This window comes from Domibacillus indicus (genome assembly GCF_023715895.1).
Classification (GTDB): domain Bacteria; phylum Bacillota; class Bacilli; order Bacillales; family Domibacillaceae; genus Domibacillus; species Domibacillus indicus_A.
This window is the reverse complement of record NZ_JAMBOO010000015.1, coordinates 35986-53289: the sequence shown is the minus strand read 5'-3', so window position 1 is coordinate 53289 and position 17304 is coordinate 35986. Positions and strand designations below refer to the sequence as shown.

The 17304-nt window shown below is 39.9% G+C and carries 13 protein-coding genes, 1 rRNA gene, 2 pseudogenes and 1 other annotated feature; of the genes and pseudogenes, 4 read left to right on the top strand and 12 right to left on the bottom strand.

Annotation, left to right across the window (positions count from 1 at the left end; all coding sequences use genetic code 11):
* Positions 1-48 precede the first annotated feature (48 nt).
* Positions 49-1134 (top strand): glycosyltransferase, encoded by a 1086-nt coding sequence (locus M3221_RS17545; protein ID WP_251273016.1) that lies wholly within the window; start codon positions 49-51, stop codon positions 1132-1134.
* 65 nt (positions 1135-1199) lie between these two features.
* Here M3221_RS17545 and rrf read toward each other — a convergent pair.
* The 5 genes and pseudogenes from rrf to M3221_RS17520 all read right to left on the bottom strand — a co-directional run bounded on the left by rrf (position 1200) and on the right by M3221_RS17520 (position 7133).
* Positions 1200-1314 (bottom strand): 5S ribosomal RNA (gene rrf, locus M3221_RS17540).
* A 75-nt stretch (positions 1315-1389) separates the two neighbouring features.
* Positions 1390-1545, bottom strand: a sequence feature (23S ribosomal RNA rRNA prediction is too short).
* A 275-nt stretch (positions 1546-1820) separates the two neighbouring features.
* Positions 1821-2855 (bottom strand): sugar phosphate nucleotidyltransferase, encoded by a 1035-nt coding sequence (locus M3221_RS17535; RefSeq protein WP_251273015.1) that lies wholly within the window; start codon positions 2853-2855, stop codon positions 1821-1823.
* A gap of 544 nt (positions 2856-3399) precedes the next feature.
* Positions 3400-3638: pseudogene (locus tag M3221_RS17530) on the bottom strand (TSUP family transporter); the annotation flags it as partial.
* Positions 3639-4682: 1044 nt separating this feature from the next.
* A complete protein-coding gene (locus M3221_RS17525; protein ID WP_251273014.1) occupies positions 4683-5843 on the bottom strand; it encodes an FAD-dependent monooxygenase in 1161 nt (386 codons plus the stop codon).
* 117 nt (positions 5844-5960) lie between these two features.
* The gene (locus M3221_RS17520; protein WP_251273013.1) at positions 5961-7133 is read right to left on the bottom strand and encodes an MFS transporter; all 1173 of its coding nucleotides are present in this window, start codon (positions 7131-7133) and stop codon (positions 5961-5963) included.
* A gap of 196 nt (positions 7134-7329) precedes the next feature.
* Here M3221_RS17520 and M3221_RS17515 point away from each other — a divergent pair, with 196 nt between their 5' ends.
* On the top strand, positions 7330-7764 hold the full coding sequence (locus M3221_RS17515) for a MerR family transcriptional regulator (protein WP_251273012.1): 435 nt from the start codon (positions 7330-7332) through the stop codon (positions 7762-7764).
* A 423-nt stretch (positions 7765-8187) separates the two neighbouring features.
* Positions 8188-9039, top strand: coding sequence for an aldo/keto reductase (locus tag M3221_RS17510; RefSeq protein WP_251273011.1), 852 nt, complete (start codon positions 8188-8190; stop codon positions 9037-9039).
* Between the two features lie 170 nt (positions 9040-9209).
* Here the strand turns inward: M3221_RS17510 and M3221_RS17505 are convergent, their stop codons facing one another.
* Entirely contained in the window at positions 9210-9644 is a 435-nt protein-coding gene (locus M3221_RS17505) for a hypothetical protein (protein ID WP_251273010.1), read from the bottom strand.
* A 532-nt stretch (positions 9645-10176) separates the two neighbouring features.
* Between M3221_RS17505 and M3221_RS17500 the strand changes: the two genes are divergently transcribed.
* Positions 10177-10497, top strand: coding sequence for a hypothetical protein (locus M3221_RS17500; protein WP_251273009.1), 321 nt, complete (start codon positions 10177-10179; stop codon positions 10495-10497).
* Positions 10498-11058: 561 nt separating this feature from the next.
* Here the strand turns inward: M3221_RS17500 and M3221_RS17495 are convergent.
* The 6 genes and pseudogenes from M3221_RS17495 to M3221_RS17470 form a co-directional block, all read right to left on the bottom strand.
* Positions 11059-12039, bottom strand: coding sequence for a bile acid:sodium symporter family protein (locus M3221_RS17495; protein ID WP_251273008.1), 981 nt, complete (start codon positions 12037-12039; stop codon positions 11059-11061).
* Positions 12040-12628: 589 nt separating this feature from the next.
* Entirely contained in the window at positions 12629-12745 is a 117-nt protein-coding gene (locus tag M3221_RS17490; protein ID WP_251273007.1) for a GapA-binding peptide SR1P, read from the bottom strand.
* A 754-nt stretch (positions 12746-13499) separates the two neighbouring features.
* On the bottom strand, positions 13500-13664 hold the full coding sequence (locus tag M3221_RS17485; protein WP_251273006.1) for a hypothetical protein: 165 nt from the start codon (positions 13662-13664) through the stop codon (positions 13500-13502).
* 330 nt (positions 13665-13994) lie between these two features.
* Positions 13995-14459 (bottom strand): annotated as a pseudogene (locus M3221_RS27090) (glucuronate isomerase); the annotation flags it as partial.
* 1092 nt (positions 14460-15551) lie between these two features.
* The gene (gene arsC / locus M3221_RS17475; protein WP_251273005.1) at positions 15552-15971 is read right to left on the bottom strand and encodes an arsenate reductase (thioredoxin); all 420 of its coding nucleotides are present in this window, start codon (positions 15969-15971) and stop codon (positions 15552-15554) included.
* Between the two features lie 34 nt (positions 15972-16005).
* Positions 16006-17304 carry an arsenic transporter gene (locus M3221_RS17470; protein WP_285881076.1) on the bottom strand — a complete coding sequence of 433 codons (1299 nt, stop codon included), beginning with the start codon at positions 17302-17304 and terminating at the stop codon, positions 16006-16008.

Genomic DNA, 17304 nt, shown 5'->3' with positions numbered 1-17304 from the left:
ATATATAATAGAATATCTTAGACGGCAGGAAAGGAAGGCGGAGCAGGATTGATTCATTATATTGTCGGAAAAAACCTGGGTCATTTGAATCCCTGTGTGGCCAATATTTCAAAGTTCAAGGAAATAAGCGGTGAAGAGGTGAAAATTTTTGCTTTTTCACATACACACGAATGGTTGAAGTCGAATCTCACTGATACAGAAATACATGATTCCGTACGTTTTAGAAAAGAAGCCGACCAGCTTCTTAATGCCAGCTTACTTATTCATGATTGGAGAGATGAAGTGAAGGCGACAAAAAAGCAGCGGAAAGGCCAGAGACCCATCATAGGCGGAATTTATCATAGTGATATGAGTGTATCTGATGAAGATACAGATCAGACGAAAAAGTTTAAAGAACAAATCCGTGCGGTTTCCCAAAGATCAACAGATATCTTTTTTCACATCAATCTTACACAGCCAAAGGAAATTCCGGAATTGACTACTTTATATGTGCCAATCCCAATCATAGCCCGAAATATCACCATGCAACCGGAACAGGTGAAGTCACGACTGGGAATTCCGGCAGATGAACCATTCATCCTCGTTCAAATGGGAGGAGGGATTGGAAAATTCCGATACCGCTATATGGATGAATGGTATGAAAAAATCAATCAGTTGAAAGCAACATATCGGATTGTTGTTGCAGGTCAGCTCGGGGGTGCGGACTTTCTATTCAATTCAAAAATAGTCCAGGCGCCGCTATTCGAAAACGGCCGCGAATTAGTGAATGCAGCTGACCTCGTGATAAGCAAACCTGGAATGGGCATCTTGATGGACTGCATCTCTACAGGAACTCCTTTGCTGGCATTGCCTGCAGATACAAAGGAACGAGAAGTTAAAAATATGATGCTGAAGGAGCTTGCGGGGGATGATTCTTGTGTCGCGGAGCATGACATGCCCTTGCCGGAACTGGAGGCAAGAATAAAACAAATGATCAGCCAAAAACAGTATTACGAAGCAGCCTTCAGCAAAGTACCTCATCATGGGGCAGACATTGTAGCTCAATCGATGAAAATGCTGTCGGGAAAATCTCTGATGGATTTGCCTGACATATATGAACAAATATTGAAACTGACACCTTTTCAAGCAAAGTAGATCTGTCCAAGTTGTTTACGTCCAATGGATTGAATAGATGAAGGATGTAATAAAAATATAATGGGGGCAGGCGACTTCCTGCTCTCGCAGGAGAAAGTCCTAACTATCACGGGCGCTGAAGAGCTTAACGACCGTGTTCGGGATGGGAACGGGTGTGATCTCTTCGCTATTGCCACCAGACTATATGGAACAAAACTGTTCCTTCAAAACTGGATAATCTCTGTAAAGTAACAGCATACCGTACCACATATGTTTTAATTAAGTCATCGTTCCCAGCTTGCGTACCGCTTTAATGGGCGAACAGCCCAACTCTTGGGACTGACTACAGCCCCAAGATGCGATGAGCCGACACCGAGGTGCCAAACCTCCCCGTCGATCTGGAATCTTAAGAGAGATTATAGAGCGTGATGTAAAAAGCTTTTGCTCTTAAGAGCAAAAGCTTAGACTGCCTGTCGGCAAAGACACAGACATTTTTCATTTAAAAATATCGCCAATGTCTAGAAATTTTTAAATGTTAGAGTCCTAAATGCAGAACTGTTAAAAGCCCCCGCAAGCCTTTTCCTCACTGTACTTTACTGGGCAAAAAGATTCACCTGGATTGGAAACATAAAGTTTTGTACCCCATTGCAATACCGTTCCTATTCTCCTTTATGATAGAAATCTTTTTGTCCGATTCTACAAATTGCTCATGTATCTGATTCCTGCTCATATAGTTCATATACCGATTTGTCTCCAAGGATACAGCGAACTACACCTCTAATCGTATCCCCTTTCACGACTGCCCCCTGCCCTAAAATGCTATCACGAATGGATTGACGAGTTTGAACAGCTGCACCCGCCAGCAAAATACTGTTTTCGATACGGCACTCTTTCACCACACAGCCATTTTGCAAAGATACGTTTGGCCCTATCACTGCATTTTCCAGGATACAGTCATCTCCAACATGTACGTTCCCAAGAAACACACACTTTTCAACACTTGTATTTCGTCCAATGCTAACTTCTCCCTGTCCCTGTTCAGCCATCATCCATGTGTTCGCCTCTAGCCAGCGGCTGTGCGTCCCAACGTCAAAAATGGGTAAAAGTGTTTCACGATACGTCACCGGATAATCATGGTCGATCAGCCACTGAATAGCATCTGTAATCTCGTATTCACCACGTCCTGATGGTTGAATAGCATTGATTGCATCGAAAATAGCAGGCTGAAATACATAAGCACCCATCACGGCCAGATCACTTTTTGGTACGGAAGGTTTTTCTTCCAGTTTTAAAATACGGCTCTGTTTCTTGTCGACTAACGCAACACCAAATTCCTGCGGGTTCGGTACCCGCTTTAAAAGAAGAGACGACTTTCCGTCCGCTGCTGACTGAACTAATGCACGCAGCGGGCCGGTTAAAAGGTTGTCGCCGAGAAGCAATGCGAATGTCTCTTCTCCAATAAAATCTTGCACGGAACGAAGCGCATGTGCAATACCCAGTTGCTTTCTTTGAACCAGCAACTCAATTTTCTGGCCTTTGTAAGCAGTGTTTATATGATCGGCAATTGCCTGCTGAGAAGGATTGATGACCAACCCAATCTCTTGTATGCCGGCCGCCTGAAACTTTTCAATCGCGTGATCGATAAGCGGGCGGTTCATTACCGGCAATAGCGGTTTTGGCAATGAAAAAGTAAATGGCTGCATCCGCGTACCATTCCCAGCGCATAGAAGTATTCCTTTCAATTTAATGCCCCTTCCCCTCACAATGTAATCATAAATTTCCACCATGACCACTGTTCAACGCCGCTTCCAGAAACATGTTTCATGGCACTTTCAGCGAGCGAAAACAAGGATGTCCTTAAACAGCCAGCCAGCTGTGAGAATTTGTCTCTATCCCGTCCTTAAAAGGTACTTACCGAAAACAAATCTGCTTTTATATAAGCAATAGAAGATGCTTAAGTACGGAGGCTAAGAACTATATAACCCCCTCCCTCCTAGTTTCCTAAACCAATCTGTACAGCATTTCTTTCAGGCATTAGGGCTTAAGAGGGCTGGCTGGAAGCTCTTCATACATCCTATTCTCTGCGTAAATGTTGCGTGTTTTTTTTCTCAATTTCTTTCCCGCTTTCGAAATAGGCATCGAGCCTATTCTAAAAAACTAGCGCTCACCCGTCATGTGTTTTCCCTTCTTCTCTCAATTTTAGCAGCCAGGCTTATGTGCAAAAGTTTAGGGTATGGTATTTTATGATACCTGGTATGGATGATACACTCGGCTGTATAGAAGGGATCTATACACGGACGTTAAATCAAGTTTTCCCAAACGGTAAAACGCTAACGTACTCGTTAAAGAGCCCATCGTTCCCACTAATTTATTCATCGCGATCGCTGCTCCTGGGCTCATCCCGGTAAACAACAGGACCGGCAATGTAATCAGCCCTCCTCCCCCGCCAACGGAATCAATAAAGGCAGCAAAAAGCCGAAGATCATTAAAACAATAAATAACGTTAAATCTAATTCAAGATTCATCTTCATCAACCTTTCCAAGGACTCAAAATAAGGCTGTTGGAATTTTTCCAACAGCCGTACATCTTTAATGGATTACATTACATTCTTGTCTTCCTTAGATGAATCGATTATTTTTTCTTGTTGAGCACTTTGGGTATCAGGCTCTTTTAGCATGATTGTCATCAAGAAACTAGTAAGTAGCAGAGCGATATTTAATTCAAGTTTTCTACAAAAAAACTACGCTCTACATTTTATCTCCTATAAGTCATGTTGATATATTTTTCAATAAAATACATATTTGAATTTAACACATAGTGTGAAGAAACAATTTTTCTTTAGCCTTACCTCTATATTGTTACATTCTTTAATTTTCCTTTTTGGAGCTTCTTGTCTGGATATTTCGTGGTGTTGAATTCTTGATATTCTTTTTGCTCTACAAAAGCACTGTTGAAATTTAAAATTCTCGAAATAATATTCATTGTACTCCTCCCTTTCTCATTTTCGTTTTTTCTCTCCATTCAAAAAATTAACAGTAATTATCCTGCTAAAGGCTAAATAAAAAGGCAGGTTCTGAGCATTACCCTTTAATTTAGGCTTACTTTTACTTTACGGTACTTAAATTAGAGGAAAATAATAAAAAAATCAGAAAATGATGAGAATATTGTCAAGAATCAAAAAAAGGAAAGCCCTATGACTTATAGGGCTTTCCTTTACCTTTTATATTTTGATCGATTGCATAAGTCTTACTTTATTTCATTAAACTTCTAATTTATCATCCTGTTTTATCCAGAAAAAGAGGCAATCTCCTTGTTTTCAAAACATACTGGAGTTTGATATATATTTTTTTAATTGGGTTAGAGACAATATCTCCCTTGAACAAAAAATTGTTATAAGCTTTCCATCTACGACAAAATTCTAGAAACACTCCAACTAACGTAGTTGTGAGGCTAGAGGAATGTCATTGTAATAAATAACTTCAGAAAGGATCTTATACTCTCTTATCTTTTCAAAAGCAGCTTTTGCTTCTTTTTCGGTATCGTATTCATACATTTAAAATATCTATATTTATCGCCCAAAAGAGCGACTGAAAGATTGTCCAGATTCCACAATCTCACGTACAATCTTTAAACGGCGAGACTCATATTCCGAAAGAGCCCCAGCTGCCGCAGTTCCTTGTATCCCCTTTGCCACACATTCTGCCAAAGTAGCAGCATCTTGTAATGAAGTATTAAATCCCTTTGCCGTTAGGGGTGTAAGTACATGGGCAGCATCTCCAACCAATGCTATACGCCCTCTCACAAGATTGTCAGGAAGGTATTCGGCTATTGGTATTCCTATAAGGTTACGTGTTTGAATGCTATGAAGAGTCGCGGCTAGCCATGGCTGAGGCCATCTAACAGAAGCTTGTTCAGCCAGCTCAATCAGTGTCTGTTCTGGAATGTCAGGAGCATTAAGCGAATGCCGCACAACGTTTCCTTCTACACACCCAAGACGACGTAACAAGTCATTTCGAGTGTTATCGTACCAAGCCCACGCCAATCGTCGATCTCCTAAATCATAGGAACCGTCTTCTCCAGCAATAATAGAACCGAGTAAAAAGTCACCAATACCATCTGGCATAGTAAACTTCGGGGCGTAAAGGCTAGGCCGATGTTCTTCAGGTATGTCAGTCTCACCTAGAATAGCTACCCATATCAAGTATCCTGCAAAAGTTGCGTTCGGTTTGCGCGGTGCAACATGACGACGCACAACACTGCGATGACCGTCAGCACCAATCAAAATATCTCCGCGAAATGTCTCCCCTTTATCCGTCACAATCCAAGCAGAGTCGCTGTCCTGATTAACAGTTTGAACGCGAGTATCATAACGCAGGTCAATTCTAGGATCGGCTTTAGCTTCTGTTCGCAGTCGAAACTCTATAGATGACCAAGCCTCAACAGACCTCATTCCACCTGAAGCAAGGTTTCTCAAGAATTTCGCTGTTTTATTTCGGTCAATTTCTCCACTGTCAACTTGAAGACCAGCGCCGCTACGCCGTTCTTCTGCAGCTCTCTCTAAAATTGTCACAATGAATCCAGCCCGCGCAAGAGTAATCCCTGCCATTAGTCCAGAAAGCGACGCACCCACAACTAAAGCAGATTTGTCTGCTTCTTGAATGGATTCGGTAAACTTGTCATTGATTGATTCACTCGGGAACCTACCCTTTCCTGCATTTTTTTCAGTCATTGTAATATCTCCCTTTTATAATGAAAAGAAAAGCGCAAGTATTTCACGATTTTCGTGATTTACCTTGCACTTTTCATGTATTTCATAGACTCCAGTTATTTAAGCCTGCTTTATACCTTAGTTAGTAAGTTGTTTTTTTGCAGGATTATACAAGTAACTTCTCAGTAAAATAGATATTAGACTTAATATCAAGAACACTACTCCACCTAATACGATGTATTGTACACCCATCCCTGATATAAATAATCCACCTACTGCTGTACCAATTGTGACCCCTAAATTACCACATGATAAAAACAATCCATTTGCGAAATCAGGAGCTTCTGGAGCCGCAGAGGTAATCCAATATTGGCTAACATTATTTCCTATAGCAAATAAGATTCCCCATAACAAAATCGTAATCATCATAGGTCCAACAGAGGTCCCCGTAAGGAATGACAATAGATGAACGATTCCCAATACAACTGGAAAAGCTATTGCCGTTTTCATGGCATTTCTCGTAAGTAACCTGCCGCCTACAAGGTTTCCAACTAAACTGGCTAGGCCTAATATAAGTAACGCCAAAGTTAAGGTGTTCCCCGATACATTCGTAACGGTTTCAAGATATTCTGCAATAAAAGTATTAATACTTGAAATGGCAGAACCTATAAATATGACAGTCGCAATAGCCAGCCAAGCAAGAGGTTTTTTCAATACGCTTACTTGAGCTCCATAAGAAAGTCTTTCTGTAACAGGCATAGATGGAACAAATACCAATGTAGCTATGAATGCAACTGCGTTAACGATAGCAAAGAATAACATCGCCATTTCTAAAGAAGTGGCCCCAGCAATATAATTGGTAATTGGCACACCCAGTATCATACCTGCAGTTACTCCCAAAATTACTTTAGAAACAGCTCTTGGAGCTTCTTCCTGGCTGACAGATGCAGCGGCTACTGTCAAAGCCAATGAACAATAAACTGGATGGAAAATGGCTGGAATCACACGAGCAATAAGCAAAACGGTAAAGCTTGATGCAAACATGGAGACAACATTGCCTACAACGAAAATGCCAAGTACAAGCAGCATAACCGCCTTGCGGTTTATACCCGAAAACAATAACGGCATAATGGGGCCGGAAACGGCAACAGCAAGGGCAAAGAGACTCACTAACAGCCCTGCTTGGGATACGCTGATTTGAAAGTGATCAGCAATTAAGGGCAGTATCCCAATAACCCCCATTTCAGTAGTGAGGATACCGAAAACTCCTATGGTCAATATTAATGTCAGTAAATTATTTTGCTTATCCATACAAATACATTCCCTACTTTCATTAGATTGGTTTATCCGTGCTTTATTCCGCTGTGTTACCAAGCCATTTCCCCTACTCATTGATGGGTTTACAACTTCCGTATCCTTAGACTATGATGAGGTTACCATCTTCGAGTAACTCGAAGTCAAGGGTTTCGAATAATTAAAAACCATTTTTTTCGGGGAGGACTTACAAATGTATACTGTAAAAGAAGCGGCCAGGCTGCTTGATCTGACCGAACACTCCGTTCGCTATTACACAGATAAGGGATTAGTTCCGAGTGTACAGCGTGACAAAAACAATATTCGTCTTTTTGATGACGAATCCATCAATTGGCTTAGGGGTGTGAAAAATCTGAGACAGGCTGGTATGTCAGTTGAAGCCGTTAAAGCCTATATAGATTTGTGTTTGGAAGGAGACGCTACCATTCCGCAACGCTACGAAATCATTTTGGAACAAAAAGCCGTTGCTCTGGCTCAGTTGGAGGAAGCTAAACGAATAGCCAAATTTATGGAAGACAAAGCAAGCCACTATCTTGACATTATCAATCAAGTGGCTTCGGATGACATGAATCCTGGAAAGTGGACAAAAAACAAAAACCATATCCCCCATGAAACACTGCATTCATAATTTCAGTACAAGTATAAAAAAGCTCGCGATTATCTGGTTCATAATCATGAGCTTTTTTTGTTTTTAAAATAAGCTTCTTCAAAACTGTAAAGTTATGACTACGGTTGTTTTAAATAAAAACAAAAGAGCTCATGATGACTTTATACATAATCGTGAACTCTTTTTTTCCTAATGTATTTACTAGTTGACCGAAACTGCTGAGTAAAGCTGGTGGAAAACACTTTACATGTTAGAGGAAATGAAGATAAGAAAATGGCAGCCTTCAGTTTGAATTGTAATTTGTGCCGTTTTTAAATTGTTCGAAACCTATTGACTTCGTGTTACTCGAAGGTGATAGCCTCATAATAGCCCAAGTGTACTGAAGTTGTGAATATCTATCACAAAGGATATAAAGGGCGAAAATAAAGGATAGGAGAATTGAACATGCAAAAAGTAATCTTAAACAATGGTGTGGAGATGCCGATAATTGGCTTTGGTGTTTATCAGATTGAAGACGCCAATCAATGTGAACAATCCGTTTACGATGCCCTTACCGCAGGCTATCGCTTGATTGATACAGCTGCGGCTTACATGAATGAAGAAGCGGTTGGAAAAGCAATCAAACGAAGTGGCGTGCCAAGAGAAGAAATATTTATTACGACAAAACTTTGGATTCAGGACGCTGGTTACGAGAGTGCAAAGAAAGCATTCGCAAAGTCATTGGAACGACTACAAGTGGATTATATAGATTTATATTTAATTCATCAGCCATTTGGGGATGTATATGGTTCCTGGCGTGCTATGGAGGAATTGTATCGTGAGGGTAAAATTAGAGCAATTGGCGTTAGCAACTTCTATCCGGACCGCCTGGTTGATTTAATCACCCATAACGAAGTAGTTCCGGCAGTAAATCAGGTTGAAACGCATCCTTTCTGCCAACAAATAGAAAGTCATAACCTGATGAAAGAGAACAATGTTCAGATCATGTCCTGGGGTCCATTTGCTGAAGGAAGAAATAACATGTTCCAAAATGAAGTTTTAGCATCAGTTGCCAAAAAGTATAATAAATCCGTTGCTCAGGTGATTTTACGCTGGTTGACACAAAAAGAAGTAGTGGTGATTCCAAAATCTGTTCATAAGGAACGAATCATTGAAAACTTCGATATCTTTGACTTTGAATTAAGCCAGGAAGATATAGAGACCATTGCTACGTTGGATACGAAAGAGAGCGTGTTCTTTTCACATAGAGATCCTGAGTTCGTGAAATGGATCGGTAATGTTAAATTTGATATTTAAAGAACTACTAGATTTCTTTGATTATAAATAAATGAAAACCCAATTTTCTTATAGAAATGAAGAGTGGGTTTTCTTATTATCCTCGGTAACTTCTATACTTAAACTAACCTGCGCGTTACTCGCAGAAAAAAAGCATTACGATTGTTTTAGTAATGCCAAATTTACTTTTCTCAGCCCTGTAATGATACATCTTCATATTGGTAATGTTGTTTGCATAAACCTCTATGGAAGTTCATACGGAAAAAAGAGATTTTACGCAGATTTTTATCACCAGCAACCATAACCGCCTGCTCATTACCTGAAATTGAATAGGCAGCCCAAGAAAACGCCTTAGATGGACATTTTCTTTGGACCGTCTTTGGTACTTGGAAGAGAAGATATTTCTCTTGTTCTATTAAAGATTTTCCCCTAGAAATTACATTCATATTTGTTTCCCCTGTTTTTTTAAGCATGCGGTCTCCTGTCTTTAACATTATACCCCCCAAGTGGTCTTCAGTCCGAGCTCTTAAAATTTCGCACCTCATATCTACTTCTGCAAAAACAATTCCTTCATGGTAGCCCGTTGACTTTTTAACATCTCTCCCCGGTGCAACGATTTGCTGCATCCTAAATAGGCCTGATCGTTGTTATCCCTACAATATTTGATGAAATAAACCAGCAGCTATTTTCAGCAGCTCTCACCCAATCGAACAATTCGTAAAAAGAACGTCCGGATCAGCACCGATAGATTCCAACGGCCATGCAATAGGCATTACTAGAAGTTCTGCACCCTTTCAAGCTAATTCGCGTCTTGATTCTAGTAAGCTTTGAAATCAATCCCACTTTTGATAGAGATAATGGTTTATGATGATGCTCTCTTACTTCATGTGAATGATACAGCGGTCTTTTAATCGTTCTATGTGCATATTTTCTAAAAAGAATATATATAGGCTTTGTTTTTAAAACCCAATAGCTCTCAAATAAAATTATCCTCATTGAATATTATGATTGTGAATACGATAGTGAGAGTATGGATGAAGCATAAAGTATAAATGGATTCGAAAATACATCTATATTTAGGTTTTACTGCTCCTTTGATGAGGTAATCCGTACAAATAGATGCAGGAAATTAAGAATCGATTAAATGAGGGAAATATGATGAAGAAAATAATCTTATGGATAGGAGCAATTCTACTCCTTACTACCGGCTGCAGTTACGATAAAAAAAGTTATAGTATAAGAACATTAAACAATATGACATACGTGAAGAAAACAGAGATTAAGAATGATGTGATTTTGGTTTTTAGGCAGCCCAATGGTGTAAGACGAGAGCTTTACTGGGACGACTATAAAGATTCCTTTCTTATGGAAGATAAAAAATATGATATCGACTTTATAGCTGGCGACAAGAAAAGGCCTGATCGGATTGTACATATTGAATTATCCGATGCCACGAAAGAGGAAAATCCAAATGATTAAGCTTATGTTCCTCTTATTCGTTGCTACAACAGTGTTTCAGATCTACCGTATTATGGCACATTAAAAACAACGACTATTTACGGTCTCTAAAGGTGAAAAGCAGTGCAAGAATAGTAAATAGTATACCAGAAGGAATTGGCTGATAGATCATTGCCCCAAGTTTATGTTGATTAGCAGGAGAACCCAGATAATAATGAATGGTATTTTAGCGATGCATTTGAATCGATTGTAAAAGACATGGTAGTCAAGTCTATAACCGGGCATGCTGGGATATTGCCGGTGCTTAATCCAGAACAAGAATAGAAGGCCTATTTAACCCGGATGCAGGGCATACCTGAACTGCATGGCTGGTTCATCCAACGATGAGCTCATGGGACTGATCTTAGAAGATTTTGTGTATACAGAGAATAAAATCGTTTGATTTTAGATTAAAAACAGCTAGAGCCTTGCTACAAAATCATGTAGCAAGGCTCTTTCAGGTCGATTATTTTTTATTGATATAACGGTATTAAATAACATCCTTTTTAGAAGTTAAGCACTAAAGATTTCTATCTCAATGTTTTAAGAGACCTGCTTCTTATGATTCGCCTGCTTCATTTTCTCTTTTTTTACAGCCTTTTTCGCCCAGTAAGTGGCAATCAACGGTCCAGAAATATTATGCCACACTGAGAAGATCGCACTTGGAACAGCCGTGAGTGGAGAGAAGTGAGCAGTAGCTAGTGCTGCAGCAAGCCCTGAATTTTGCATCCCGACCTCAATTGAGATAGCTTTCTGATCGGCATACGGAAATTTGCACCACTTTGAAATAAGGAAGCCTAAGGCCAAACCAACAAAATTGTGTATAACAACCATACCAAGGATTGCTAAACCTGAATCTAAGATATTATCTTTATTACCGGCCACGACTGCTGAAATGACACCAACGATTCCAATTACAGAAACAAGCGGCAGGATTTTCGCTCCTTCTTCTGCCTTGTCCTTTAAGACCCATTTGAAGACGATACCAAGAATAATAGGAAGAAGGACAATTTGAACCGTTGAGAGAAGCATATCTTTTCCTGACACAGGAAGCCACTGGCTAGCTAATAAATAAATAAGAGCAGGAGTTAGAATAGGTGATACTAAGGTTGCAACCGATGAAACAGCAACTGACAGAGCCACATTTGCTCTTGCCAGATACGCCATTACATTAGATGCTGTTCCTCCAGGGCAGCAACCGACCAATATAACACCAACGGCTACTTCAGGAGGGAGTTTCAACCCAACGGCCAAAAGGTAAGCTATACCCGGCATTATGATATATTGGGCCGCAACCCCTACAAACACCGCGAGAGGTTGTTTAAATACGGCTTTGAAATCTTCTACAGATAACGTTAATCCCATCCCAAACATAATAATTCCAAGCAGGATGGGGATGTAAGGAGCGATCCAGGTAAAACCGCCCGGAAACATCATGGCTAAAGCCGTGAATAGGAGAACCCAGTAGATAAAAGTATTACCTGCTACTGTACTAATTCTTGCTAGTAAATTCTTACAAACCACCTTTTCAATCTATTTTCAATTATTTTATTATACATTATATTCTGATAATATAAATAAATTTTTTTATTGTGTGATTAATAATCATTCCCATTTCAGGGTTTTCTTTTATCTTATTTGGATTTTTATAGAAAGTTTTCAGATACAGTCCAACTTTTAAATAATTTACTTTCTCTTCATTGTCGGAAAATTTTCTAGCCTTTGTCTTACAAAGAGCAAAGGAATTGCTGCCGGTTTCCCTTTCAGTGAATATAAAGGATTGGCTGCATAATAAAGGAGAACATACAGGCAAGCAAGAGAATTTAAAATATTGTCGTGGGAATTATTAAAATATTAGAAGAGGCTTTGGAGATGAATAAATCCCATACTAACAAAAGTGTACTTGAGCGAATATACACTTTTGCTCAAGTACACTTTTGTTAAGTACCTATGCTAGCATAGGTACTGGATCGTAGATCATATGAATCGGTTTCTTTTAAAAATTCACCAACTCACTCAAATTCGATAACATAAATCTGCCCGGATGAATTCATTCATCCGGGCAGATTTATGCAGCCTATTTTATAGTGGTAAAATTTTAATTTTAAACTGGTTATTCATTGCTGCCATTTTCATGGCCGCAACCGCAATCTGCATACAACAATGTTACCTTTTCTTCTTCGAAATGTTCCATAGTTTCTAGACAAGTTTGACAAACGATAGTACCCATTGTGTATTCCTCCCAGCTTTTTTGAAAGCGTTTTTTATTTGAATTTATCATAATACAAATTAGAGGATGAATCAAGTGATTGGGACAAAAAATTCCCACTTTATTTATTTTACATCTGTTTTCTATAAATGAGAAACCCTTTTTCTTTTTAAATAGATAAGAAGGGCTCATTTAAAAAACTTTATATTATCAAGGTTTTCCAAGCATAAAACCGCTCTCTGGTCTGATTTCCTTTGAATTTACTCAGCTAACCAAAATAAAATTTCATGTTAGAGACTTTAAACTTTTTGGGTAAATTAAGGGATGTCAAAATAATATTTTTGATTTTTAATCAACAGGGACAAAACTTGACCCTACGTTATATTTTTTTGTCCTATTAAACAGAAATTTAAATGATTTGTGTTTATTAGCCTTTAGGGCTTTAAACTTTTATTGAAAGGAGCATGAAGTAATGAGTATCATTTTAAAGAAAGCACAGCGATGCCCAGATCAATGACTTCTGTTCCTAAGGAAAAACAAGTGCTTTTTCCATTTTAAAAATACCCTTTCCTGCCGAAAGCGCCCCTACCTAAAGAGATAAACACGCCTTTAATGATCGAACCTATTTGCTTTGTAAACACAAAAAACCGATCTCATCTCTAAGGAATCAATCGGTTTTGAGTGTTATCCGTTATTGGACAGAGTGAAATACAGTTTCATCCGTTCTTTTTAAGAATCTACTATCTTTGAGCTATCTGCCCGCCTTTTCTTTAATCTATGCGATGCATAGCAAGGCTAGTTCTTTTCCATGCTTCAATATCGCAGCGGCTTGTTCGAGTGCTTCTCTGGATATGACATCTGCTTGAAATGCCTTCGCTTCACGGCCACTTTCCTCAATTTCTTCAACGAGCTGATTTGCTTTCTCAAGGTTTCGGCTCACAAGCGTCTCCCGCCAATTGCAACCACTGTTTTTCCGCTCAAATCAAATAGTGTATTTACTTTTTCTCCTTCGTTACTTCGTTAAATTGCCATCTTTGTCAAATATCCATTCCGCCGATTCGGTTAGAACTTCAAGCTGCGGATGGTTTTTCACATAATCATGCAATGCTGCCGACACTTCAATTTCACCGATTTCAAGTGTGTTTTTAATGCGGACCATTTTTACCTTGGTGAAATCTAGAATGTTGCACGTTTTAATGGCGGCTTTAATCGCTTCTCGATCGTTTGCAAGAGTCGGCGCAATTTTCGTCGGCGCACAAACCATCTGCTGCTCCATCCCGTCTATATGATCGTTAAACCACCACGCGGAACCAAATTGAATTTTCCCCGGCACACCTGCTTCAGAAAAGTTGCCAGTCATGCCCGCAAGCACAGGATTGTCTTTTTAAATAGGACTGTTCCTGGCAGGCTTTCGTCTGTTTCCAATGCATCAAAGGAATCGTGACAGCCCTTCTGCTATATCGCCGTCTCCGGGCGAATCAAATCCGGCTTCCGGGCCAATTTTTTCTTTCATCGGTGTATCGTTATTACGCATCGCGCCTATATGAAGCTGCATGACCCACTCTTTTTCGGCGTACATTTTACCGAGCTCTTTTAATAGGAATGAGCGGTAGCGGAGAATGTCCTGCTCAGTTAATGCTTCATCGTTCATTCGTTTTGTAAATACGGCTTCCGCTTCTTTCTTCGTTGTTTCAAGGTACACCATTTTTCGCACATCATGATCAAAGGTTTCCATCTCTCGCTTGCTTCGGAAACCTTTGAGTGTGGCTGCCTTATCAACAACAAAAGTGTACCTGTGCTTAATAACTTTTTAATTGGAGTTGTTGCCGGTGGATTATTACTGTTTTATCTCATACCTTACTGACCCTTAACTTTTAGTGAAAACTAAGCCTATCTTTCTAAAGGTCTCTATTCCTCTGGATAATTCCTCGGCGTACGTAAGCATTTGATTTATATTTTCCCACATGCCAGGTGTCTGTGGCGGATCACTAGCTCCCGCCTGAGTCGGCAATTGATCAGCATTTTCTAAAAGATCAGTCTGCAGAGGAGACGCAGCTTCTTCTTGAGACGGTACTTGGTTGGTACTCCCCGGTATACCTGGTATCTGCGGTGAAGGAACAAATCCCAGAGAAGGTCCTTGAGTCAGCCCCTGTAAAAAACTCCCCAATATACCAGGTCTCTGAGGGGGAATTGGAGCTCCCTGAGGAGGTATTTGAGTCAGACCTTGTGAAAAATATCTCGGATCCTGATAGATGAGACTGGAATATCGATGAAATGATCTTCGATTGGATGGAAATGGTCCGAAAAACGGGTCAAATGGTCTTGGTCTTGGATTCGGAGGATAAAATCGCATGTTTTCCATCTTCCTTCTTTTTAATTTCTGTGCTCTTTTGGTGAATACATATTGTTTTACAGATAAAGGGATTGTTTTTCTTTAAATAAGAAAGTGGCGCCTATTCTTTGCAAAAACATTTTTAACCGTATAACATCGTAAAGAGCCAGATCATTCACGTTATTGCTCATTATTATCATATGGGAAAAATAACAGCATGATTGTGGCAAAATCACTATAAAAAAAGAGAATGGATATGGGTGATGATAAATAAGAAGCGGCAATCGATATAATGAAGATATATATAGAAGAACAGAGAGAATAGAAACCTTAGCGCCTAACCCCACTAAATCAAAGGTTTTGAAGGAGCTAGGCGCTAATTTTTATTCAATTTTCTTAATTGTCATACAGCTTCTATACTCCATATATAATCATGTACCTATAAGGAGAGGATAGAAAAAGCCGCGAGAATGTCTCACGGCTTTTTCTTTTCTATTATTCGCCTGTTTTTGCAAAACGTTCGATACGCTCACCGATTTCATCGCGAACACGCTGGAAGAATGCCCATTTTTCTTCTTCTGTTCCTTCTGCTTTTGCAGGATCATCAAATCCCCAGTGAACACGCTTAATGTGAGACGGTGTTACCGGGCAGTTGTCCGCCGCATGCCCGCATAATGTAACGATTAATTCCGCATTGTTTAGAATTTCAGGATCAATCACATCTGATGTTTGGTTTGAAATATCAATGCCTGCTTCTTTCATGGCTTTTACCGCATTTGGGTTTAATCCATGTGCTTCTAATCCGGCACTTTTCACTTCCCACTCATCACCTAAATGTTTTTTCGCCCATCCTTCTGCCATCTGGCTGCGGCAAGAGTTGCCTGTGCATAGGAAGTAGATTGTTTTTTTAGACATAATCATGTTCTCCTTTTACATTCGATTAGTTAGATTAATGAATCAATAATAACCATACATATAAGCCAACCAGCGTGATAAACAAGGTTGGAATGGTTAAGATGATACCTGTTTTAAAATAAGTACCCCATGAAATTTTTACGCCTTTCAAACTAAGGACGTGAAGCCACAATAGTGTAGCAAGTGATCCAATTGGCGTAATCTTTGGACCTAAGTCTGAGCCAACAACGTTCGCATAAATTAAGGCTTCCCTGATCATTGGGGATGTAGCCGTATCAGAGATCGCCAATGCATTGATCATGACAGTTGGCATGTTATTCATGATCGACGATAGAATAGCAGCGATAAAGCCCATACCGATTGTGGCAGCGAATAGACCCTGTTCTGCCGTTGCTTGAATGGCATCTGCCAGAACCGATGTTAAACCGGCATTGCGCAGTCCGTAAACGACTACATACATGCCAATCGAGAAAAAGACAATTGCCCACGGTGCGCCTTTAATGACGTTTTTCGTGTGAACAGCCGGGCTTTTTCGTGCCATCGCCAAAAAGAACACAGCGACGATGCTGGCAATAATGGATACCGGAACGTCCAGAAACTCACTGGCGAAATAACCAATCAGCAGGATGCCCAGCACAAGCCAGGACAAGCGAAACATCTTATGATCTTTGATCGCTTCATCCGGTTCTTTTAACATGGACATGTCATACTGTTTCGGGATGTTTTTGCGGAAATAAAGATACAACACCGTGATGCTGGCTATTAATGAAAATAAGTTCGGTACAACCATCCGGGATGCGTACTCCGCAAATCCAATGTTAAAGTAGTCGGCTGAAACGATATTTACAAGGTTGCTGACGACTAATGGCAGTGCCGTTGTATCGGCAATAAATCCACTAGCGATGATAAAAGGAAACACCATCTTTTCCTCAAATTTCAGGTTTCGGACCATTGCCAGTACAATCGGCGTTAAAATAAGTGCCGCCCCATCATTCGCAAAGAAAGCCGCAACTAGAGCGCCCAGTATAGATACATATACAAACATTCTGACGCCGTTTCCTTTGGCCATGCGGGCCATATGTAGAGCCGACCATTCAAAGAAACCAATTTCATCGAGGATGAGAGAAATAATAATGATTGCAATAAACGCCAATGTGGCATTCCAAACAATCGATGTTACATCGATGACGTCTCCAAAGTCTACCACCCCTGCCAGTAAAGCAACTACAGCACCTACACAGGCTGACCAGCCAATAGATAACCCTTTCGGCTGCCAGATGACAAAGATGAGCGTCACGAGAAAAATAATGGATGCTGCAATAATAGAAAACAA